General features: G+C 41.1%; 14 protein-coding genes. 8 read left to right on the top strand and 6 right to left on the bottom strand.

Annotated features, from left to right (window positions below):
* Position 1: 1 nt before the first annotated feature.
* Together H5114_RS09605 and lrp are read right to left on the bottom strand one after the other, a co-directional pair.
* The gene (locus H5114_RS09605; protein ID WP_182722804.1) at positions 2–2,650 is read right to left on the bottom strand and encodes a DNA translocase FtsK; all 2,649 of its coding nucleotides are present in this window, start codon (positions 2,648–2,650) and stop codon (positions 2–4) included.
* 272 nt (positions 2,651–2,922) lie between these two features.
* A complete protein-coding gene (lrp, locus tag H5114_RS09600) occupies positions 2,923–3,420 on the bottom strand; it encodes a leucine-responsive transcriptional regulator Lrp (protein ID WP_124015951.1) in 498 nt (165 codons plus the stop codon).
* Between the two features lie 178 nt (positions 3,421–3,598).
* On the opposite strand from lrp, the gene ald reads away from it, so the two are divergent.
* Entirely contained in the window at positions 3,599–4,714 is a 1,116-nt protein-coding gene (ald, locus tag H5114_RS09595) for an alanine dehydrogenase (RefSeq protein ID WP_124015950.1), read from the top strand.
* Positions 4,715–4,887: 173 nt separating this feature from the next.
* On the opposite strand, the gene H5114_RS09590 is transcribed toward ald, so the two are convergent.
* The 4 genes from H5114_RS09590 to H5114_RS09575 all read right to left on the bottom strand — a co-directional run bounded on the left by H5114_RS09590 (position 4,888) and on the right by H5114_RS09575 (position 11,938).
* Positions 4,888–7,155 (bottom strand): EAL domain-containing protein, encoded by a 2,268-nt coding sequence (locus tag H5114_RS09590; RefSeq protein WP_182722803.1) that lies wholly within the window; start codon positions 7,153–7,155, stop codon positions 4,888–4,890.
* 219 nt (positions 7,156–7,374) lie between these two features.
* Entirely contained in the window at positions 7,375–8,589 is a 1,215-nt protein-coding gene (locus tag H5114_RS09585) for an RsmB/NOP family class I SAM-dependent RNA methyltransferase (RefSeq protein WP_124015948.1), read from the bottom strand.
* Between the two features lie 281 nt (positions 8,590–8,870).
* Entirely contained in the window at positions 8,871–10,136 is a 1,266-nt protein-coding gene (locus H5114_RS09580; protein WP_124015947.1) for a sugar MFS transporter, read from the bottom strand.
* Between the two features lie 170 nt (positions 10,137–10,306).
* Positions 10,307–11,938, bottom strand: coding sequence for an alpha-glucosidase (locus tag H5114_RS09575; RefSeq protein WP_182697185.1), 1,632 nt, complete (start codon positions 11,936–11,938; stop codon positions 10,307–10,309).
* Between the two features lie 507 nt (positions 11,939–12,445).
* Here H5114_RS09575 and H5114_RS09570 point away from each other — a divergent pair.
* From H5114_RS09570 to H5114_RS09540, 7 genes are all read left to right on the top strand, one after another.
* Complete coding sequence (locus H5114_RS09570; protein ID WP_182697184.1) at positions 12,446–15,166, top strand: TonB-dependent receptor; 2,721 nt, start codon at positions 12,446–12,448, stop codon at positions 15,164–15,166.
* 115 nt (positions 15,167–15,281) lie between these two features.
* Complete coding sequence (locus H5114_RS09565; RefSeq protein WP_182722802.1) at positions 15,282–16,820, top strand: tryptophan halogenase family protein; 1,539 nt, start codon at positions 15,282–15,284, stop codon at positions 16,818–16,820.
* Positions 16,821–16,907: 87 nt separating this feature from the next.
* Positions 16,908–18,827: an alpha-amylase family glycosyl hydrolase gene (locus tag H5114_RS09560; RefSeq protein WP_182722801.1), complete on the top strand. Its 1,920-nt coding sequence runs from the start codon at positions 16,908–16,910 to the stop codon at positions 18,825–18,827.
* A 97-nt stretch (positions 18,828–18,924) separates the two neighbouring features.
* Positions 18,925–20,913 (top strand): alpha-amylase family protein, encoded by a 1,989-nt coding sequence (locus H5114_RS09555; RefSeq protein WP_259395265.1) that lies wholly within the window; start codon positions 18,925–18,927, stop codon positions 20,911–20,913.
* Positions 20,914–21,207: 294 nt separating this feature from the next.
* Positions 21,208–22,071 carry a delta-class carbonic anhydrase gene (locus tag H5114_RS09550; RefSeq protein ID WP_182722800.1) on the top strand — a complete coding sequence of 288 codons (864 nt, stop codon included), beginning with the start codon at positions 21,208–21,210 and terminating at the stop codon, positions 22,069–22,071.
* A gap of 374 nt (positions 22,072–22,445) precedes the next feature.
* The gene (trmY, locus tag H5114_RS09545; protein WP_182722799.1) at positions 22,446–23,042 is read left to right on the top strand and encodes a tRNA (pseudouridine(54)-N(1))-methyltransferase TrmY; all 597 of its coding nucleotides are present in this window, start codon (positions 22,446–22,448) and stop codon (positions 23,040–23,042) included.
* Positions 23,043–23,475: 433 nt separating this feature from the next.
* Entirely contained in the window at positions 23,476–23,673 is a 198-nt protein-coding gene (locus tag H5114_RS09540) for a CPXCG motif-containing cysteine-rich protein (RefSeq protein ID WP_124015939.1), read from the top strand.
* Positions 23,674–24,274 lie beyond the last annotated feature (601 nt).

Genomic DNA, 24,274 nt, shown 5'->3' with positions numbered 1-24,274 from the left:
ATTATGATCTCGGTGGCGGTGGAGCCAATACTTCACGATTACCATTATGACCTTGAGCTGTCACAATACCTTGGCTTTCCATCATTTCAATAATACGGGCGGCACGGTTATAACCAATTTTAAATTTACGCTGTACGCTAGAAATAGAGCCACGGCGCGTTTCGGTAACAAATGCAACGGCATCATCATATAACGCATCTAACTCTTCTTCACTGTCTGAGGTTTCACCGGGTAACAATACTTGCTCGCCATCGGTGGCGCCGTTAAGAATGTCGTCAATGTATTGCGGTTTGCCTCGAGCACACCAATCGGCAACCACTTTATGAACTTCGTGATCATCAATAAACGCTCCATGAACACGATTAGGTAAACCGGTACCAGGTGGAAGATACAGCATATCCCCCATACCTAATAAGGTTTCTGCACCTTGCTGATCAAGAATGGTACGAGAATCAATACGTGATGACACTTGAAACGCAATACGGGTTGGAATGTTAGCTTTAATCAAACCAGTGATAACATCAACCGATGGCCGCTGAGTGGCCAATATTAAGTGGATCCCTGCAGCACGAGCTTTTTGGGCTATACGGGCAATTAACTCTTCAACTTTTTTACCAACAATCATAATCATGTCAGCAAATTCATCAACCACCACCACGATAGATGGTAGTTTTTCAAGCGGCGGCGCATCATCTAACATACTTTCAGATGACTTCCATAATGGATCGGGAATGTACTCCCCTTTGGCGGCAGCATCTTTAATTTTGATGTTGTAACCTTTAAGGTTACGTACCCCTAATGCCGACATTAATTTATAACGTCGCTCCATTTCACCGACACACCAACGCAATGCATTAGCGGCTTCTTTCATGTCGGTAACCACTTCACAGAGTAAATGTGGGATCCCCTCATACACAGATAATTCGAGCATTTTAGGGTCAATCATAATAAAGCGAACATCATCCGGGCCTGATTTATACAATAAGCTGGTGATCATCGCGTTCACCCCCACAGACTTACCAGAACCTGTCGTACCGGCAACCAATAGATGAGGCATTTTACCTAAATCAACCACCACAGGTTCACCGGCGATGTCTTGACCCAGCACCATAGATAATGTTGATTTGCTGTCTTTAAAAGCGGCAGAATCGAGCACATCACGCATAAATACGGTTTCACGGAATTTGTTTGGCAACTCTAAACCGACATAAGCTTTACCAGGAATCACTTCAACAACACGCACGTTTTCAGATAATAATGACCGGGCTAAGTCTTTCGAAAGATTGGTAATTTTAGAGGCTTTGACCCCAGGGGCTAATTCAAGCTCAAAGCGAGTAATCACCGGGCCAGGATAAACGCCAACAACGTTGGCGATAATATTAAAATCGGCCAGCTTTGCTTCAACTAATCGAGCGACTTGCTGAAGTTCGGCTTCACTAATAGGATTTTTCTTGCGATCAGGCACATCAAGCAAGGTAATGCTTGGTAAAGGATCCATTTTCTGGCGAGCTTGTTGCGTGGTTTGACCATCGATTACCACTACGCCGTCAACAATTCTGGCTTCTTTTTTCGGTTTTTGTTGTGCAACTAATGCCCCCTTTGAATGAGGTTTGGCAAAAGCTTCCTCAAATGGCTCATCACTATCAGAGTGATTCATACTCTGAGCAATATCGAGGTCATCATTGTCGTCGTCAAGATTGAAGTCAACGTCGTCTTTTGTCGCGACCCAAGGCGCAAATGGCGTGTCTTCATGATCAAATTGTATTGACGGTTCTTGACGATCGTCACTATCAAACTGTTGGTCATCAATGTCTGAAACCGCAATATCTTCAGCGGGTTTAGGCTTGCGACTAAAGAAGCTACGTTTCTTTTCTACAACCTGCGGTGTCTCGACTGCTTGTTTAATATGGATTGGCGTTTTAACCGGCTTGTTAGATTGAGTTCTTGTTGGCTGATGTTGATCATCCATTTCATTACGACGTTGGGTAAATTTATCCACTAATGAAAGGAAGCCTTTAGTATCTTCGGTTTCTGTTTCTCGTTTAAATAATTTAGGTAAATGCCATATTTTCTTGGCACACCAGATAGAACCTAAGCCGGTTAATTCAATAATGGTTAACCAACTAATCCCAGTCGCTAAAGTGAAGCCTGCGCCAAAAAAACACATTAGCAATAATGTGGTTCCTAACTTATTAAAGTACGGCAACATCGCCTGACCAATCACATCACCGGCTACCCCACCGGCTGAAAAGACGTACATATTGTCGGCATTCATACTGACCAATGCAGCTAAGCCTAACAACATCAAAATAAAACCAATAATTCTTAATCCGACTGAAAAATAATCTATTTCAAACAAACGATGTGCACGATTGAAAATAAACCAACCCGTGGTGGCTATCATGATAGGAATTAAAAAGGCGATGAAACCAAAGAAGTAAAACAGCACATCTGCAGTCCAAGCGCCAACAGCACCAGTCCAGTTGTGAATTTCACCTTGGAAATGCGACTGACTCCAGCCTGGATCACTTGGATTAAAACTGGATAATGCCAATAGAATGTATGTCGCGATCATGCAACATAAAATAAGGCCACCTTCAAGCAATCGTTGAAGGCCACTGAGTGTTTTTAGACTATTTTCCTGAGTCAAACGAAAGAATCCATAAAAAGTGAAAAATAAGGGTTAAGATAACAGAATATCACTGTATTTGCAGTGATTATGCACCTTGAATTAGTCAAGCTCAATCGATTGTTATACCGAATTAATCCAGAAACAAAAAAGCCTTAACGATTACTCTCAAGATGATGATTTTATATACAAAGATTAGTTCTATTTGATTAGATGATGAATATAAGTGGACAATGGTCATCTATATTCATCAATCAACGGCTAAAGACTTGATGGGAGATTAAACTGTAGGATTAGCCTAAGTTGTATAACGCGACCTTATTAGTCTGTTTGACCTCTTCCATTACCACATAAGTACGAGTATCTGAAATTGAGGGCAGTTTCAGCAATGTTTCACCTAATAAACGTCTATAAGCAGACATATCTGATACTCGAGTCTTTAATAGGTAGTCAAAATCACCAGAGACCAAATGGCATTCTTGGATATCATCGAGTAATTGTACTGCACGATTAAAGCGGTCAAAAATATCAGGAGTATCACGATTAAGAGTGATTTCAACAAATACTAATAAAGAAGCACCAAGAAAATGTGGATTAACCAGTGCAGTATAGCCACTTATAAAGCCTTGTTTTTCTAGCCTTTTCACTCTTTCTAAGCATGGGGTTGGACTCAAGCCTACTCGTTTTGATAGTTCAACATTCGAAATGCGACCATCCAATTGAAGCTCATTTAAAATATTGCGATCTATACGGTCTAAATCTTTTACTGAAAAGCTTTTACTATTTGCCATATATTTAACCTTGCTTTGTACTTAAAACAATATTTTTGTCTATAAAAAGTGCAATTTCAGCAGCATAATCTGCTAAAGCAGCACTATACTAGAGTGGCTTGAAATAAGCACGTTCAGGTCACAATTAATAACAATTATACCCATTTGAAGTGGGTTTTATGTCAATCGAGGCTCAAAAATGATTATTGGTGTTCCAACAGAAATCAAAAACCACGAATACCGTGTAGGCATGGTCCCTTCAAGCGTACGTGAATTGACCTTAAAAGGTCACGATGTTTTTGTACAATCAGAAGCGGGTGTGGGGATTGGGTTTACCGATCAAGATTATATAGACGCTGGTGCCTCGATTTTAGCCACTGCAGCTGAAGTTTTTGCTAAAGCAGAGATGATTGTAAAAGTAAAAGAGCCGCTAACCGTTGAACGTGCAATGCTACGTCACGACCAGATTTTATTTACTTATTTACATCTTGCACCAGATTTAACACAAACAAATGAGCTAATCGCCAGCGGTGCTGTGTGTATTGCTTATGAAACCGTAACAGATGACCGTGGTGGATTACCATTACTTGCACCTATGTCAGAAGTGGCTGGGCGCATGTCAATCCAAGCTGGTGCTCGTGCTCTTGAGAAATCATTAGGCGGACGTGGTATGTTGCTTGGTGGTGTACCGGGTGTTGAGCCTGCTAAAGTTGTCATAATTGGCGGCGGTATGGTAGGTACTAATGCTGCACAAATGGCTGTAGGTATGGGTGCTGACGTTGTTGTATTAGATCGTAGTATCGATGCATTACGTCGCTTGAATATTCAGTTTGGTTCTGCTGTAAAAGCGATTTACTCAACAGCGGATGCCATTGAACGCCATGTATTAGAAGCCGATCTTGTGATTGGTGGTGTATTGGTTCCTGGTGCAGCGGCACCAAAATTGATTACCAGAGATATGGTTAAGCGTATGAAGCCTGGTAGCGCGATTGTTGACGTAGCAATTGACCAAGGTGGCTGTGTTGAAACATCACACGCAACGACGCACCAAGACCCAACGTATATTGTTGACGACGTTGTGCATTACTGTGTGGCAAATATGCCAGGTGCAGTTGCCCGCACTTCGACGTTTGCATTAAACAATGCAACGCTTCCTTACATTATCAAGTTGGCGAACCAAGGTTACAAACAAGCATTATTAAATGACAAGCATTTACTTAATGGCTTAAATGTTATCCACGGAAAATTAGTCTGTAAAGAAGTGGCTGAAGCATTAAGCCTTGAATTTACTGAACCTAAGAGCATGTTGGCTTAATTTATTTTGACCTAACATTGCCTTACTAAATAAAAATGCCGCATTAATTGATGCGGCATTTTTTTTACTTCACTATTCAGATTAAGAAAATGAACTTATCAACCAGGATATGAATATATTAACTTGCTGGCATCACTCTACTCATCATTCTGGGTAATTGACGTTCTGCCGTTCTATTTTAATCTTGCTATTGATTCGGCTTGTTTAGCTAACAAATCGAAAAACGCCTCTTGTGGCATCGGTTTATGAAAGTAGTAACCTTGTACAGCGTCTATGTTTTGCTGCTTAATAAAATCAAGCTCTGCTTCGGTCTCCACTCCTTCAGCAACAATCGATAAGTCTAATGCACGACTCATGCTAACAATGGCTTCAATTAAGGATTTGTGACGTGAACCTGATGAAATTCGTTGAATGAATGATTTATCAATTTTGATTTGATCAACGGGGAAGTTAACTAAATACGATAAAGAAGAATATCCGGTACCAAAATCGTCTACCGAAATCTGCATGCCGCGATGCCTTAAATCTGTCAGTAACTGATTTATGCTGTCTTGTTGCGACATCATTAATGATTCTGTTATTTCAAGAGTAAGCAGAGAGTAAGGAAAAACGTCAAGCCCAAATTGTTGCTGTAACACATCAAAGTAAGCGGCAAAACGATGTTGTAAATCAGTATTCCAAAACTCAATAGTGGACACGTTAATGGATAACGGGATAGTAAAATCACTTTTTTGCATCGCGACAATACTTGTTAACGCTTGCATTCGTACCCACTCACCGATTTGGACAATTAGCCCAGACTCCTCTGCAATAGGAATGAACTCATCTGGGGAAATAAACTGGTCATCATGTATCCAGCGTAACAAGACTTCAGCTTTGGTAATTTGAGCGGTAAAAGGATTAACAATTGGTTGATAATACAACTGAAATTCATTTTGGATTAATGCTGTTTTGAGGTAGAGATGCAGTTCCGCATTTCTTTCGGCATCTTTTTGAATTTGTTGATTAAAAAACTGCATACAATTACGGCCATGCGCTTTGGCACTGTACATAGCTTGAGTGGCACAATTTAATATTTGTTCAACATTATCGGCATCATAAGGATAACGAGCAAGACCGGTACTCATTGATAACATCATATCTTGGTCGGCAATAATAAAATGCTTTTTTAACTCATCAGTGATGTTGTTAAACATACTTATCAATGACTCAGTACACATTTTTCCCGGTATGACCAAGGCAAATTCATCAGCGGCAATACGGGCAATAAGGACATTCTCGGGAATTGTATTTAACAAACGTTGCGCGACTAATTTGAGAACCAGATCACCGTTATCATGGCCAAACGTATCATTAATTTGTTTGAAGTGATCAATGTCCATCAGCATCAAACTGAATTCTTGCCTTTTAGCATCAATACTATTTTTGCACTTCATTGCTTGCAGAGTTTCAAACAAGTACTTGCGGTTTGACAATCCGGTTAATTGATCATAATTAGTTTGGAAACTTATTATTTTCTCAGCATTTTTACGTGCAGAAATATCAGTAATTAGCCATGCAAAACAATTTTGTTGAGTAAAGGTATCTCTAATAACCGTCACATTGAGCGCTATGTCAATGATATCATTATCAGTTTTAAGTCCTTTTAACTCCCCTTTCCAAGCATGCCCGCGTTTTAAATGTTCAAATAAATCTGCAACCTCCTCCGCTTTGGAGTGGCTTAAAAAACGATGAACATCGAATAACTTAAGATTGGCATAATAGGTAGATGTTAACGACTTAAAAACAGGGTTAGCAGACAAAACGACATTATCTTCACTGGTGATCACTAGCGAGATAGGCAAACTGTTAAATATTGTGCTGCTTAAACGTTGAATATGCATGCCACGACTGCGTTCAATGGCTAAACTGGCCAAACGTGCCGCCTCTTGAATTAAATATAAATCTAGCTCTGAAGGCGATTTAACCGTGTCGTAATACATGGCAAACGTGCCGAGTACTTTTTGATTGCTGTCTTTTATCGGTTCTGACCAACACGATTTTAATCCCGCTTTAAGCGGTAATTCTTTATACTTTGTCCAATTGGGATGATGTTCAATATCTTCAACAATCACTCTTTCACAGGTATATGCCGCGGCTCCACAAGAACCGACATCAGCGCCGATCTCAACACCGTTAATGGCATTATTATATTCTTCTGGAAGATTTGGCGCCGCCCCGAATAGTAGACGTTTACCGTCATCACTCAATAACAACACAGATGCTCGAGTGCCTATCTTTTGAGCTTCAATCAACAATATTAAGGCGTGAAGCATTTCGCCTAATGGAAGGCCCTTTAGTACCATATCAAGTATTGCACTGTAACGCTCAATACTCGATTCACGAAAATCGGCTTGAGGCGTATCTTCTATGAATTTATTGATATGCGGACCTATATCCATAACACTCCAACATCACAACGAATGATTCGACATACTTTTATAATACACATAAGATTATGCATTTGTGAGAATATTATCAATATATTAACGTTTTTTTAATAAATTAATTACACCTAAACCCTAAATATTCCCCATAAAAAAACAGCACAATATTTTTGCGCTGTTTTTAAGTGATTAATAATCAATGTCGTGCTTGTAAAAAAGAGTAATGATGAATAACTATTCTGCTATCCGTTCCATCTTAGCTAGGTAGAAGCCATCAAAACCACGTTCCGACACTAAAATATTTTCATCTTCTATCAGCGAAAACTGCGGATTTTCAGCTAGAAAAGCATCCACTTGATGACGATTTTCTTCAGGCATAATTGAGCAAGTTGCATAAATTAACATGCCGCCCACTTTCACCATGCGGCTATAACTTTGTAAAATATGCTTTTGTAATTCAATCAATACTGGCAAGCGCTCTGGAGTATCACGCCATTTAGAATCCGGATTTCGTTTCAATACCCCAAGCCCAGAACAAGGGACATCTAACAATACCCTGTCTGCGGTTAATTTTAAGCGTTTAATGGTTTTCGAACTGGCGATAATCCGCGTTTCAACATTATGAGCACCTGCACGTTTAGCGCGTGTTTTAAGATTATCGAGTTTCCATTGCTCAACATCCATGGCTAACAAACGGCCTTTGCCCTGCATCTGTGCAGCAATGTGTAAGGTTTTACCACCCGCACCAGCACAAGCATCAACAACTCGCATACCCGGTTTTGCGCCAACGGCATCGGCAACCAATTGCGATCCGGCATCTTGTTGTTCAAACCAGCCGTCTTTAAAGGCGTCAGTTCGAAACAGTGCTGAGTCAGACGTTACCTCAATTGCAGAAGCCACATCATCCAAAGGCACAGCTGTTACACCTTCTTTTTGTAAGCGACTGATCAATTTTTCACGGTCACATTTAAGCTCATTAACGCGTAAATAACGTTTTGGTTGCTCGGCAAGTGCTGCACGTTCAGCTGGCCATTTATCACCTAATTGTGCTTGTCCAAGTAAGTCTAGCCATTGTGGGCAACCGTCCCAAAGCACAGGATCCATTTTGGCCTGTTCAAGGTTAGCATCAAATTTCGCTTGCTCAATCTGCAATGAATACTGCATTTTGGGTAAATCTAAACCGTGAAAGACGTGCCAACCGTTGAGTAACTTCGATCCTAAACGATCGAATTCTTCCGGTTCAATATCCACAAGAAAACAATATAAGTTTAATCGACGTAAAATATCGCCAGTGACCTGCGTGATCCGCGCTTGCTCTGATGGGTTAAGCGTTAAACCAGAAAAATGCTCTGAGTAAGCTCTATCTAATGGTTTTCCTCGGGTTAACACCATAGTAAGTACATTTAAGACTAACTCTGATGAACTGCCTGACAACGGATAAGTCAACATGGGGGCTCTCTATCTAAGATTACGTTCAATTTAAAAACGTGCTGATCATAGGGATTAAAACACTTGATAGCAAGGCAATATCGGCCTTTGTCCCTTCAGTTGGGTGATTAAATCAGTCATTTCGTCAATCCATTTAACGTCAGTTTATCGCTTTAACTCATTCGGACTCTGTTTGCGAGTTATCCTCAAGATAAACCACAGACCAATGATATATTGCTTTAAATAAAAAAGCGGCCCGAAGCCGCTTTTTCATCATGACATAAGTGAGTGTTTACACGACACTACATTCTTGAGCCTTTAGCACCATAAAAGACAATAAAGGCATAACATACAACCGGCAGAATAAACGCCAATTGCAGCCCCATATTATCGGCCAACACCCCTTGTAACAGTGGTAAAATCGCCCCACCGACAATCGCCAAACATAAAATACCACTTCCTTGAGAGGTATGTGGACCTAAATCTCGTAGCGCTAAACTAAAGATGGTTGGGAACATGATTGAATTGAATAGACCTACAGCTAAAATTGACCACATGGCTACGGCACCACTGCTGTTCATAGCAATCAAAACCAAAGTCGCGGCGACGCAAGCATTAAATGCTAATAAGGTCCCTGCAGGAATTTTCTGCATAATCACAGAGCCCACAAAACGGCCAACCATGGCGCCGCCCCAGTAGTAAGTAATGTACTTAGCGGCATCAGCTTCTTGCAAACCTGCAATTTGCTCTTCACCTAGAAAACTCACTAAAAAGCTGCCAATTGAGACTTCTGCCCCAACATATACAAAAATACCAATTGCTCCCAGGACCAAGTGAATGCTTTGTAATGCGCTAGTTTTACCATTGTGAGTTACCACACCAGTATCAGAAGTATCATTGTGTTCGGTAATCTTAGGTAAATTAAGCTTGGCAAAAATTAAAGCCAGCAAACCGAGCATTGCAGCAAGAATTAAATAGGGCAGCTTAACCACTTCAGCTTCGGCTTGGGCGTGATCCAGTCCATCTAATGCACCTGACGCTACCGACAAAATTAATACCGCGCCAAAAAAGGGGGCCACTGTGGTGCCAAGCGCATTAAAGGCTTGGGTTAAATTTAAACGACTTGAGGCTGTTTCAACTGATCCTAACGCATTCACATACGGATTAGCTGCCACCTGCAAGATAGTTATCCCTGATGCCAATACAAATAATGCACCTAAAAATAATCCATAAGTTGCAAATGCAGCAGCAGGATAAAACAGTAAACAACCGATACAGGCAATAATAAGCCCAGTGACGATACCTTTTTGATAGCCTAATTTTTTGACTAACTTACCGGCTGGTAATGAAACTAAAAAATAGGCGCCAAAGAAACAAAATTGAATCAACATGGCTTCAGTGTAATTTAACGAAAATACAGCTTTTAAATGAGGAATTAAAATATCATTTAAGCAGGTAATGAATCCCCACATGAAAAATAATGATGTCAGTGACACGAGCGCAAAGCGGTAATTACCACTATTGCCTGTTTCTGTTGTTTCAAGGGTACTGTGAATTGCTGTAGCCATAGGGAGATCTCTTCTTAATGATTATTGTTATACTACTGTTTTTAATCGTTAAACTCACCATCACATCCGCTATGATAGTGTAAAACTTTATCGCCAATATACTGAAAATAGTTCAATCAAAAAATAATCCAAAAAAAACCGAAATACAGCAGTATTTCGGCTTCGTCATGCTATCCAAGTAGGCCATAAAAACTGGCGAAGCTTGGCAACACAATAGTTGCAGGGTCCAGTATATCTTGCGCGCCACAGAGTAACCCATGATCGTCTATAATTGAAGACAATCGTAACTCATTTAATGCAAAAGTTTGTTGCTCACCACACAAATTAAACAACACTAGCATGCGCTGATCATCTTGACTGCGGATGAAGGCTAACACATCAGGATGACTGTCAATAAAGGTAATATCACCCTCAATCAGTAAATGTTGCTTTTTGCGCCACTGTAAAAAATGACGGTAACTTTGCAAAATCGAATCTTGATCAGCTTCTTGCACATCCACAGCACTATTATTATGTGCAGGATCGATAGGTAACCAAGGCGTTGCTTCAGTAAAGCCTGCATTAGCAGCCCCTTTGACCCAAGGCATCGGGGTACGGCATCCATCACGACCTTTAAACATCGGCCAAAAGGCAATGCCAAAAGGATCTTGTAACTGGTCATATTCAATTGAGGCTTCCGTTAACCCTAGCTCTTCCCCTTGATAACTGCACACACTGCCACGTAATGAAAATAACATCGCATTGAGCATTTTCACCATTGTTGGGTTCACGCTGGCTTTACCCCAACGAGATGCAACCCTTTTAACATCATGATTACCTATGGCCCAACATGGCCAACCATCACCAATACTAGCTTCTAGTTCTTCCACGGTTTGACGAATATAAGCCGCGCTAAAGTCATCGGTTAACAACTCAAAACTGTAGGCCATATGTAATCGGTCATCACCTTGAGTGTATTCAGCCATAGTGGCTAACGAGTCTTCAGATGACACTTCACCTAAGGTGACGGCGCCAGGATAACGATTAATTAACGCCCGCAGCTGTTCAATAAAGCCAACGGTTTGCGGCCGAGTATTATTGTAATAATGATATTGGTAAGCATAAGGATTATCTTCACTGAAACCACGGCCTTGGCGCTTATCTTTGGGTTTAGCAGGGTTGTCACGTAATTGTTCATCGTGGTAACAAAACGTAATCGCATCGAGGCGAAAACCGTCAACGCCTTTTTTGAGCCAAAACTCAACATTGTCTAATACCGCTTGACGAGCCTGAGGACAGTGGAAGTTTACATCCGGCTGACTTTTGAGAAAGTTATGCAGATAGTATTGCTGACGACGAGGTTCCCACTCCCATGCACAACCACCAAAAATGGCGAGCCAGTTATTAGGCGCACTGCCATCGTCTTTAGGATCAGCCCACACATACCAGTCAGCTTTGTCATTGTCTCGGCTTTGACGACTTTGCTCAAACCAAGCATGTTGGTCTGAAGTATGGCTTAGCACTTGGTCAATCACGACCTTGATATTTAACTGATGGGCTTTTTCGATAAGCTGATCGAAATCAGCCATGGTGCCAAACAGCGGGTCAATTTCGAGATAGTCGCTGATGTCATAGCCAAAGTCTTTCATTGGCGACTTAAAAAACGGCGAAATCCAAATTGCATCAACATTCAGGCTGGCAATATAATCAAGTTTAGCAATGATGCCCTGTAAATCACCAACACCGTCACCATTAGTATCCATTAAACTGCGAGGATAAACTTGATATATCACTCCGCCGCGCCACCAACTGACCTGACCCATTGCATCCCCTTAGAAGTAAGTTAACCCTGAAATAAATCGACGAGTTACCTTGATGTTGCGACTGCGTAACAGTTCGCTAGTGTTTTTTTATTACCCCGAGGATACGTGAATAAGGAAATCAGGTTCAATACACCTGCATACGTATGCAAAGAAATAATTAGCTTGCAACATACAACTAAAACGCTATAAGCCTCATTAATACAACGAATTAAGTATGATACAAAGCCCCACTCAGTTGTTTCAAAATTGTAAAAAACTGTCACTAATTAGCCATGATTAGCGCTGAATACGTATGCATAATATTGTCGGCAAAACTGAACTGGGAGTAGTATCGTCACTGTTGTGCAACAATTTGGTCATAACTTCAGCACTTATGCAGTCACTTACAAAAGTTAATTAAGCATGCTGAGGTAAAAACACAATAAAGAATGTAACCAAAAATCAAAAGGATACTAACACTCAACTTGTACTTTACGTTGTTAAGTATCCACAAAAGGGGAAATATTGATGTTGCTATTTAAACCGAGCCTACTCACGCTGGCGTTAGTTGCAGCTGGTGCAAGCATGACTGCTTACGCTGCTGATGACGTAAATACTACGGCAACTGCCGACGAAAATATTGAAGTGGTAAAAGTCACAGGTATTCGTCGCAGCTTACAAGAATCACAATCACTAAAAATGTCTTCGTCATCAATTGTTGAAGCCATTTCAGCCGAAGACATCGGTAAATTACCCGATGTTAGTATTGCAGAATCACTCGCCCGTTTACCTGGCGTATCAGCACAGCGCCTTGATGGCCGAGCTAACGTTATCTCTATCCGTGGTTTAGGTCCAGATTTCACTACTGCAACATTAAATGGTCGCGAGCAAGCCTCGGTAAACGATAACCGTGGTGTTGAGTTTGACCAATACCCTTCTGAATTATTAAACCGTGTGGTGGTATACAAAACACCAGATGCTTCTGTCATGGCGCAAGCCATCGGCGGCACGGTAGATATGCAAACGATTAGCCCGTTAACTCATGGCGAACAAACGATAGCCATGTCGCTTCGCGGCGAAATGAACGACTTAGGCTCACTTAATAGTGGTTCAAGCGATACCGGTTACCGTGGCAGTATTTCATATATTGACCAGTTTGCTGATGACACCATAGGTATTGCCCTAGGTTATGCGCGCATGATGTCCCCTAACCAAGAAGAACGCTGGCAGGCATGGGGTTACCCTGAAAATGATGCTGGTGACAGTGTTTTAGGTGGCGCAAAACCATTTGTGCGTTCAAGCGAATTAGAACGTGATGGTGTATTAGCAGTATTTGAATACGCACCTAACGAAAAATTCACTTCAGTTGTTGATATTTACTATACAAAATTTACTGATGATCAACGTTTACGTGGTATCGAAATTCCTGCTGCTTGGGGCACTAATGGCGGCGTAACATCGACCACTGCTGAAGACGGTTTAGTCACTCAAGGAACCATTAATGGTGCCGAAGTCGTTGTGCGTAACGATGTTAACAAACGAGATGCTAAATCGCTTGCGATTGGTTGGAATAACAAGTTTACCATCAATGATAACTGGCGCGTAGAAGCTGATATTGCCCTATCAAAAGCTGAACGTACCGATATTGGTATGGAAAGCTACAGTGGCACAGGCCGTGGAACCGGCGTCGGCGCAGTGGATGACTTAGGTTTTAACTACAATGGAAATGGCGGCTACGACTTTACTCATAGCCTTAACTATGCAGATCCTAATGTCATTAAATTAGGTGATCCACTCGGTTGGGGCAGCCCACTGGGCGCTAATACTCAAGACGGTTTTATTAACAAGCCTGAAATTGACGATGAACTTAAATCATTCCGTTTAACAGCAGAATACGTGTTTGATGAAGGTGCAGTGCGCAGTGTCGAGTTTGGTGTTAACCGCACTAATCGCGATAAAAGCAAACTTGATAAAGGTTATTACCTGACTTTAGCAGGCTATGACGGATCTGATAATTACTTAGAGACCGTTCCTGAACAGTATTTACTATCACCAACTTCACTTGATTTCTTTGGCATGGGTGACGTACTAAGTTATGACTCATTAGCGTTTTATAATGCTGGTGGTTATACCGAAACTGACGTAGCAGATGTGGATTTATCACGTGCGACTAACTCTTGGGCTGTATCAGAAGAAGTCACCACGACTTATGTTAAAGCCAATATAGAATCTGAATTGTTCGGTTTTCCTTTGACGGGTAACGTCGGTATTCAAGCTGTAAACACAAACCAAAACTCAGACGGTACAGTGGCCACAGTTGAAGATGGCGTTGTGACTTTAACGCCTCGCACTGCGGGTGACTCATACCTTGAATGGTTACCTAGCATGAACTTAGGCTTTGAAGTTGCCGATGGTCAAATGTTACGTTTTGCTGCTGCGCGTACGTTAACCCGTGCTCGTATGGACAAAATGAATGCTAACGTTAACTTTAGCTACACTCAAAACCCTAATGATGGTGTTAACTGGTCTGGTGGCGCTGGTAATCCAGAACTACGTCCTTGGTTAGCGCGTCAATACGACATTAGCTATGAAAACTATTTTAGTGACCAAGGTTATTTCTCATTGGCAGTGTTCTACAAAGACTTAGAAAACTACGTTTATGATCAACAAACTAACTTTGATTTCAGCACTATTTTGCCACAGAACCCAGGTGACAACCCAATTGGTAATGTCAGCCAACCTTTAAATGGTAATGGCGGTTATGTACAAGGTATTGAGGCCTCGTTATCAATCGACTTTGGTTTGTTTGCTGATTCTCTAAGTGGTTTTGGTACTATCTTAAGTGGTTCATACAACGACAGCGAAGTAAAAGAAACTGCAGACAGCGATCCAACGACTCTGCCTGGTCTTTCTGAAAAAACCTTCAATGCCACTGTTTACTATGAAAACTCAGGTTTCGAAGCCCGTATCAGCTCTCGTTACCGCAGTGACTTCTTAGGTGAAGTGACTAAAATCAGTCTTCAACGTGAAAACGTTAACATCAAAGCAGAAACGGTTGTTGATGCGCAAATTGGCTATGACTTTACTGAAAGCGGTATCGATGCGCTATACGGTTTATCAGTACAGTTCCAAGTGAATAACTTAACCAACGAGCCATTTACGTCTTACACTGGTGATGACCAACGTTTAGTACGTGATTATCAAAACTACGGTCGTAACTTTATGTTAGGCGCAAACTACAAGTTCTAATGGGCTTGTAGAATGTACTAAACCGACAAAAAAGCCTCTGTAACCTATTACAGGGGCTTTTTTACTTTGTCGGGTTCAGTAAAAATAAATCCTAAATAGTTAAAAGGCGATAACAATGGACCAAACGATAATAAAAAACATTGTCATTGTAGGCGGCGGAACGTCGGGCTGGATGACCGCAGCCATGTTAGCCAAGTTGTTTAACAAACAACTCAACATCACCCTTATTGAATCCGACGCCATAGGTACTATCGGTGTGGGTGAAGCCACTATCCCGCCACTGCAGATATTTAACAGTGTACTTGGGATTAGTGAAACTGATTTTATCAAAGCCACTCAAGCCACTTATAAATTGGGTATTGAATTTCAAAATTGGCATCAACAAGGCGAAGCTTATATGCACGCCTTTGGTAATATTGGCCGTGACCTAGGCTTTACCTCATTTCATCATTATTGGCTTAGTGCTCAGGCCAATCTTTCTCCAAGCAATCCTTCTCAAGCCAATGGCAGTCAATATAATGCCAATGACTTTTGGCAATACTCGCTTAACTATCAAGCGGCCAAACACAACAAATTTCAACCCATTAAAACCATTGCTCAAGCGCAAATGAGCGGTATTACCCACGCGTACCACTTTGATGCAGGCTTATATGCCAACTTGCTACGCCAATACAGTGTTCAACGTGGTATCAATCGAGTTGAAGGCATTATTACCAGCACCGAACTTAGCACCGATGGCAGTATAAAAAGTGTCACCTTACAAAATGGTCCTTGTATTAGTGGCGACTTATTTATTGATTGTTCGGGTTTTAGTGCATTGTTAATTGAACAGGCATTAGGCGTTGAATACGAAAACTGGCAGCATTGGCTACCTTGTGACAGCGCATATGCAGTGCCTTGTGAAAGCACCTCTCCCCTTACGCCTTACACTAAAGCCACTGCCCACCATGCTGGTTGGCAATGGCGTATTCCACTGCAACATCGTACAGGCAATGGCATTGTATATAGCAGCCAACATATGAGCGACGAACAAGCAAAACAGCATTTATTAGCCAACCTAGATGGAAAACCCTTAGCCGAGCCGCGTAAAATAAACTTCACCACTGGCAGGCGCGTCAAGCAATGGCATAAAAACTGCGTGGCTATTGGTTTATCGAGTGGATTTTTAGAGCCGTTAGAGTCCACCAGCTTACATTTAATCCAATCAGCAATCATTCGTTTAACTAAATTATTTCCTCGAAACGGTATTCAACCCCAGCACATTGATGAATTTAATCGCCAATCACAAACTGAGTTTGAGCAAATCCGCGACTTTATTATTTTGCATTATCATCTTAATGCAAAGCAATCTGCCGACGATGAACGCGGTTTATGGCAGCAATGTCGCGATATGGACATTCCCGAAAGCTTGCAACATAAAATCGATTTATTTAAAGCCACAGCAACAGTTTTCAGGCATCAAGATGAATTGTTTACTGAAGCAGCCTGGATCCAGGTGATGTTAGGACAAGGCATTATTCCAGAGGATTATCATCCGCTTACACAAGCGGTCAGCCAAGATGATTTAACCGACTACTTAACTAATATCCGTAAGGTTATTAACACCACTGTGAGTCAAATGCCGAGCCATAAAGACTATATTGCAGCGCTGTAACTGGTTTATATAACAACTTGATTTAATTATCTTAAGCGACTAATTAACCGTCATCAATAAACAACAAAAAATACAGGATGAGTAACTATGTCATTTCATTACCCCCATTTAGCACAAGCCTACCAACAACACCTGGGCAGATTAGCATCAAGCTTCTTACTCGGTTGTGCATTGAGCACATATGCCATGTCGGCCAATGCAACACTCAGTGTCGAGCCAATGTCATGGTGGGCAGGCATGCAACAACCCCAGCTACAACTATTGCTTACGGGGGAAAATATTCGTGAAAGCCAAGTTAAATTAATTAAGGCTCAAGGTGTCACGCTGATTAATGTTGATAGAACTGATAGCAATAATCATCTATTCGTTAATTTGGATTTAAGCCAAGCTAAACCACAACAACTGATCTTAGGCTTATTTAAAGATGATCAGTTAATTGAACAATTTGATTATGAGCTACAAACGCGCAAAAAAGGCTCACGAGATCGCCAAGGCTTTAGTAATAAAGATGTGATTTACTTAATTACCCCGGATCGTTTTGTTAACGGTAATCCAGACAATGATAATCAGCCAGACATGCTTGAAAAAGCTGACCGCAGTTTTGATGGCGGTCGCCATGGCGGTGATATTTTGGGGATCCGCAAAGCACTGCCCTACTTACATGACTTAGGTGTGACCCAGTTATGGATAAATCCACTGCTTGAAAATAACCAACAAGAGTATTCTTATCATGGTTATTCCACCACCAATTTCTATCGCATAGATCCACGTTTTGGCAGCAATGAAGAATACCAATCACTCGTAGAAGAAGCGCAATCATTTGGTATTGGGATCATTCAGGATGTCGTGGTTAATCATATGGGTTCAGGCCATCAGTGGATGAGCAGTATGCCGAGCAACACCTGGATTAATGGCCAATCACGTTGGCTAAAAGATCCAACCGATGTCAGTTACTCAAGCCATAGACGCACTACAGTACAAGATCCTTACTCTGTGAATGCAGACAAAACTGATTTTAGCGACGGATGGTTTGACGTCACCATGCCAGACCTCAATCAACGCGATCCACACATGGCAACATACTTAATCCAAAATAGTATCTGGTGGGTCGAATATGCAGGGTTGAGCGGTATTCGCGAAGATACTTACTCTTACGCAGATAAAGCGTTTTTAACTGCTTGGTCAAAAGCCATTATGGATGAATACCCTCATTTTAATATCGTTGGTGAAGAATGGAGCAGTAATCCAGTGACGGTGAGCTACTGGCAGGCAGGAAAGAAAAATGCCGATGGGTATCAATCTTTTGCACCCAGCATGATGGATTTCCCGCTTTACGACACGCTCATAGCCAGCTTAACTAAAGAAGAAGATTGGGGAGCCGGCTTTATCGACCTTTATCAAATGTTGGCTAACGACGTGGTGTATGCCAATCCAAGTCAGTTAGTGTTATTTGAAGGTAATCACGACACTAACCGTATTTATAGTTTAATGAAAAACGACATTGAACTGTACAAAATGGCCATGGCTTATGTGCTCACCAGCAACCGTATTCCGCAAATATTTTACGGTTCAGAAATAGTCATGCAAAGCCCTGCAGAAGGCCGTAACGACGGCGCTGTTCGGGGTGATTTTCCGGGTGGCTGGCCACAAGACAGTGTCAATGTGTTTACAGGAAAAGGCTTGGATCCACAACAAACTGAAGCACTGACTTTTGTGCGTACATTACTCAATTACCGTAAAAACTCGTTAGCGATTCAACAAGGTAAATTGCAGCACTTTGTGCCTCAAGACGGTATTTATGTCCAAAGCCGTCATCAAGGCAATGAAACCTTACTGGTCATCTACAATAAAAATACCCAAGCCGTTGAGCTTGATTTACAGCGCTTTAAACCTGCTATTAATGACAATACTATGGGCGTTGATATTATCAGCAAACAATCGTATTCATTATCCAAGCCACTTTCGTTGGCTAATAAAGGTGTCACTATACTTAAACTTGAACGCTGATATGTAGACGATTCAATCATTAAGGTACTGCAAATTATGGCGTGTTTCTATTGTCTTCAATACAAACACGCCAATAAAAACAATAAAAGAGAGACTCATGGGCCCCATCACCAAACCGTTAGTAAGCCAACTTCACATTCACCTACCGTCACCAAGCGTAAAAGTGTTGATTATCGCCTGTATGCTGGGTTTAGGATTAAGTGCTTGCCAACCTAGTAAAGTTGAACAAACCAATACATCGATAAAAATCGATAAAGATAAACTATCAGTTACTCCAACCACCCAAATACCTGCAACGGGCAAACCTGTGGTATATCAAGTATTCACACGTCTGTATGGCAACACTAACACCACAAATAAACCTTGGGGCACAATTGCAGCTAATGGTGTAGGTAAATTTAGCGACTTCACGGATGTGGCATTACAAGATATCAAATCCTTAGGTACCACTCACGTTTGGTATACTGGGGTACCACATCATGCGCTGATCAATGATTATACTGCCTATGGCATTAGTAATGATGATCCTGATGTTGTCAAAGGCCGTGCGGGCTCACCTTATGCCGTAAAAGATTATTACAACGTCAATCCGGATTTAGCTAATAATCCGGCTAGCCGCTTGGCAGAGTTTGAAGCACTGATCGCCAGAACTCACGCCAATGACATGCAAGTTATCATCGATATAGTGCCAAACCATGTCGCACGAAATTATCACTCTATTTCAGCGCCCAAAGGTGAACTAGACTTTGGTGCTAATGACGATAAAACCAAGGTATACAGCAGGCACAACAATTTTTACTATGTGGTCGGTGAAGATTTTCAAGTCCCTGATGCGTCAAATGGCTATCAAGCATTAGGCGGTGAAGCTCAGCCACTCAGTGATGGTAAGTTTCAAGAATCGCCCGCTAAATGGACCGGAAATGGTTCGCGTTTAGCCAAACCCGACGCCAATGATTGGTATGAAACCGTTAAAATTAACTATGGCGTTAAACCTGATGGCCGCCATGACTTTCCAACGCTACCGCGTGACTATGCGACTAAATCTGCTGCAGAGCATTTAGCCTTTTGGCAAGCTCAAGATGCAAACAATATTCCCGATTCATGGCGTAAATTTGAACATATCGCCCAATATTGGTTAGCCAAAGGCGTAGATGGTTTTCGTTATGACATGGCCGAAATGGTGCCTGTGGAATTTTGGAGCTATCTCAATAGTCACATCAAGCACACTAATCCAAACGCATTTATCCTTGCAGAAGTGTATAACCCCGACTTATACCGTGATTATATTCATTTAGGCAAGATGGATTATCTTTACGATAAAGTCGATTTATACGACACCTTAAAAGCCATCATTCAAAGTAAGGCCAGTACAGCAGCCATTGCGACAGTTCAAGCAAAAGTCAGTGACATCGACCAGCATATGCTGCACTTTTTAGAAAACCATGATGAGCAACGCATTAATACCAGCGATTTTGCCGGCAATCCATTTAACGCCTTACCTGCTATGGTGGTATCGACCACGTTAAGTCGCTCACCTACCTTATTGTATTTTGGCCAAGATGTGGGCGAACAAGGCGCTGAAATAGCAGGCTTTGGCCAACCGACTCGCACTAGTATTTTTGACTATGTGGGCGTGCCAGCCCATCAACGTTGGATGAATAACGGCAAGTTTGATGGCGGCCAATCCACAGCCGATGAAAAAGCCCTGCGCACCTATTATCAAACGCTATTAAGCCTAAGCCATACAGCATCGGCGTTAAGCGGTGATTACATGGAATTAGACACCCTACAGCGCCAGCTGAATACTCAAGGTTACGATAACCAAGTATTTGCTTTTAGCCGTTTTAACCACAACCAACAATTGATCATTGTCAGTAATTTCAGCCAAAAACAAAGCAAACAATTTACCCTTGTGTTACCAAAGACGTTAATACAAAACTGGCATATTACAGGCAATAAAACGCTGACGAACTTATTAACAAATAACACAATAAGTCAGCAACTTATTTTAAATAACCAAGGTGGTGCCAGTGTTGATATTAACCTGCAACCACTGCAATCAGTGATCCTTGAACTAAAAAACTAACATCGGGCGTAGCGATCCTAGGCTGCCCAGACACATAACAATCATTATCCTCTGACAATTTAGGGAGGATAATGATTGTACTCAAGCTATCGGCCCTGCAATTTACCCATCCCTCTCTGTACGCAGATATTCCTCATCCGTTTCAAACAACAATTATTCTCTAATACGCGTTAAATCAATTCGCTAATAGCGACACATAACAGTACTGATCATAGACCTTTACTGGCGTATTAATGATTAGCCAACTAATGTTATCTTCGATACATGAACATCATCGTGTTATAGGACATAACAATGATCAAACCACTTATCGTAACAATAACAACACTATCGCTTTCTATGAGTGCAATTGCGAAGGAAAACCACAGCGAACATCAGATCTCGATAGCTGATAATGTTATTGCTACACAAAGGGAAAACCTTGCAAATAGTACTAAAGGTAGAGGTTTTGGGCCTCAATCACCCCGAGATTTAAACTCACTGGTAGGAACCAATCCAATCAATTTTTCTCCTGCGCCAGCTTATACAGAAATGAATTTATGTAACATCCATTTCCATAAAAATGCTGAACATTCAGGAGGTGAATTTACTACCTATGCCGGTAACGGCAATGGCCAAGGCGTGACATCTGGCTATCAATATTCAGGTAAATTAACTAAAGCCGAATTGATGCCAGTGGACCATGCTATTTGCTCTAGTGAACACGGCGCTTTAATCTCTGGTGATACCATAGAAGTCCATTATGTATATTCAAGTGCACAGGTTAGCCCTGGCCCAACATTAGGCGCTTGCTTAAACGAGGCAATCAATAACCCACAGCTACGAGTTGAAACGCAAGTCTTTGTCTTAGTCAATGACGCTAAAGCGCTAGATTTTTCAACATTAACGGCATTAGATATCAAAAATGGACTTCACCAAGCACTGAATATGCTTAGTAATACTGGCGAAGCGATTCAATATCTTGGCTCAACAACAGGCCCAAGCTACAATCAAGTCGGTTCGCCATTTCAAGTGTCTTGGAGTGTTCATCCTAAAGTCGCGAAAGTGAATATTGACACTGTCGGTAACTGGTGTGAGGGTAACGTGTTCAAAGAAGATCATCCTCATGGTGTGAGAAACTTAGTCACGAATCCTGCACTACTGTCACCGATGAAATAAGCTATATTATCAATAACCTTAATTGGTCAAATCTAAAAGTCTCAGCTAACCTCTGTGACTTTTTATTTTTGGCCTTATTATTTTACCTATCAATAATATAGAACTAAACAGCCTTTTATTGGCCTGATGAGCAGCATCAACAGTTGAATAAATCTCACTTCAGCATGCTCAATCACATCACGCTTAGCGCTTGTTTTAACAAGCGTATTGCTCAATTGTACTTGTCTATGCCAGCTAAAACTCAACCATTAGATTAATCAGGTTACAGTCAAGCTTAAAACTGGGATAATAGCGACAATAAAAGCTGTAACTGATTGATTATTCGACTACGTTATCCGCTTTATGCTTAATTTACTTTCAAATAGGATATACCGATGCGCGCTTTTGTAGTTAGAGCCAGAGCTGCTCCAGTTGATAGTCAGCAGTTTTTAGCGGGTATTGGCGAATCGGCTCATACTGAAATTTTAGCCCACACCTTAATGAACACCATTTTTGTCGCCCAATCCCATCGCGACAATGTCGTGGTATATTTGGTGTTAGAGAGCACCCTTGATTTTTCACGTACCATCTGTTTTCGTTCAAGCGAATTAGGTCATATCGGTGGGTTTCATGAGCAAAACCTAACCAATAAAATTGCTAAAGCCTTAAGCGCATCAAAAGGGATGACGAAAGAACAGTTACGTGAAGTAGAGCCTGGAATTACGGTGCGCACGGTGAGTTTTGAAAAGTTAATACAAGAATTAGCTGAAGATTATCAACTGTATATGTTGGAGAAAAAAGGCACCCCAGTACGTGATGTAGAGTTTGCTGCTAATCCATGCTTTTTACTAACAGATCATATTCCTATGCCTAAAAAAAGCTTTAACAGCTTGAAGCGCCTTGGTACCCAACATATCAATTTAGGGCCAAAAATGTTGTTCGCATCTCAATGTGTGGTGTTAATCCACAATGAATTAGATATGAGATTGTAATCGATATGGCCTGCAGTGATTAATTGAATTGTGGGTCAGTCAATTTTGCCATCATTCCGCTAATGCTTGTAGAGTGGAGTTTGATTTTATCTTTGTCATCTCATCGCTTCTTGCAAATCATCACAAAAATAGCCACCACCACTCTACAGAGCTAAAAATTCTTTAACACCTTAACCAATATTGTATTTCTCGCTAAACTGAACAGACAAAGCGTCCTAAACTGTTCAATGTTTAGTTGTCTCAACTCACTTAGCTCCGACAATCGATGGACGCGTTCCTGCTACAATCATAGCAGCAAGCTTGATAACGATGCTCTATAAACCGTCGATATAGAGGGGGTTAAACAGTTTGGCGAATAACTTAAGCGGCTGATTTTATAATATCAGTCATTTATAAGCTGATATAAATTAATATAATTTAGGAGGTTACAAATTTGAACCAATTAACAGAGCAGCTTATAGATTGCCCCTATTGTGGTGAAACAATTGAAGTTCTTATTGATTCATCAGATGCAGGACAACAGTATATTGAAGATTGCCAAGTATGTTGCAAACCGATAAATTTCTTGGTTACTGAAAGTGTTAATGGTGAGATTACGGTGAATGTTTATAGTGAAGATGAAGCATTTTAATCAATATTAAATCACTTGGGCTTTTCCTGTATAGATTCTTATATTTAAAAAGTTCGCTAAAGATCTGTGTTATCAATTGTCTGGCCCAGACTGTAGAATATATGCAGCTAAAACACACAGTGCCCCCATTCATTGGGGGGTCGGTGAAAGTACAGGTTTAGCTCCTTTTAAATACATGCATAGCAAATAGTATTTTCTTCGATGTAGTCTCAATTGAACCGAGGAGTCAATCTAGGGTTATTAAACTTCATATTTTGGCGTTTTTCAGCAATGTAAGCCTGTATTCAATAATAACCCGTATCGGCTAAAGTTTATCTGGCGCTATAGTTAATCTAGTAATAGTTATCAAATTAGCACTACATCCCTACAGGCATGATATCAAGCCACTGTTCCTGCTTTAAATCAGCTTTATTGCGCACTATTTTAATTTAATGCCGAGCGTATTGAGCATTACAGCTCAACCTTTAACCTTGTATTAAAATACCAGCCCAAAGCTGAAACAGCACAATCATTTGAGGATTTCATACGCGGCTTTATCACTTTGAGTTATCAGCGCCATCGACCAAGTGGTAATACATTAACGCTTTTTATCCGAAAATGA

Origin of the sequence: Shewanella sp. SR43-8 (assembly GCF_014163775.1) — a bacterium.
Taxonomy (GTDB): domain Bacteria; phylum Pseudomonadota; class Gammaproteobacteria; order Enterobacterales; family Shewanellaceae; genus Shewanella; species Shewanella vesiculosa.
Note: the sequence above shows the minus strand (reverse complement) of the source record. Positions and strands in the feature narration are given on the sequence as shown.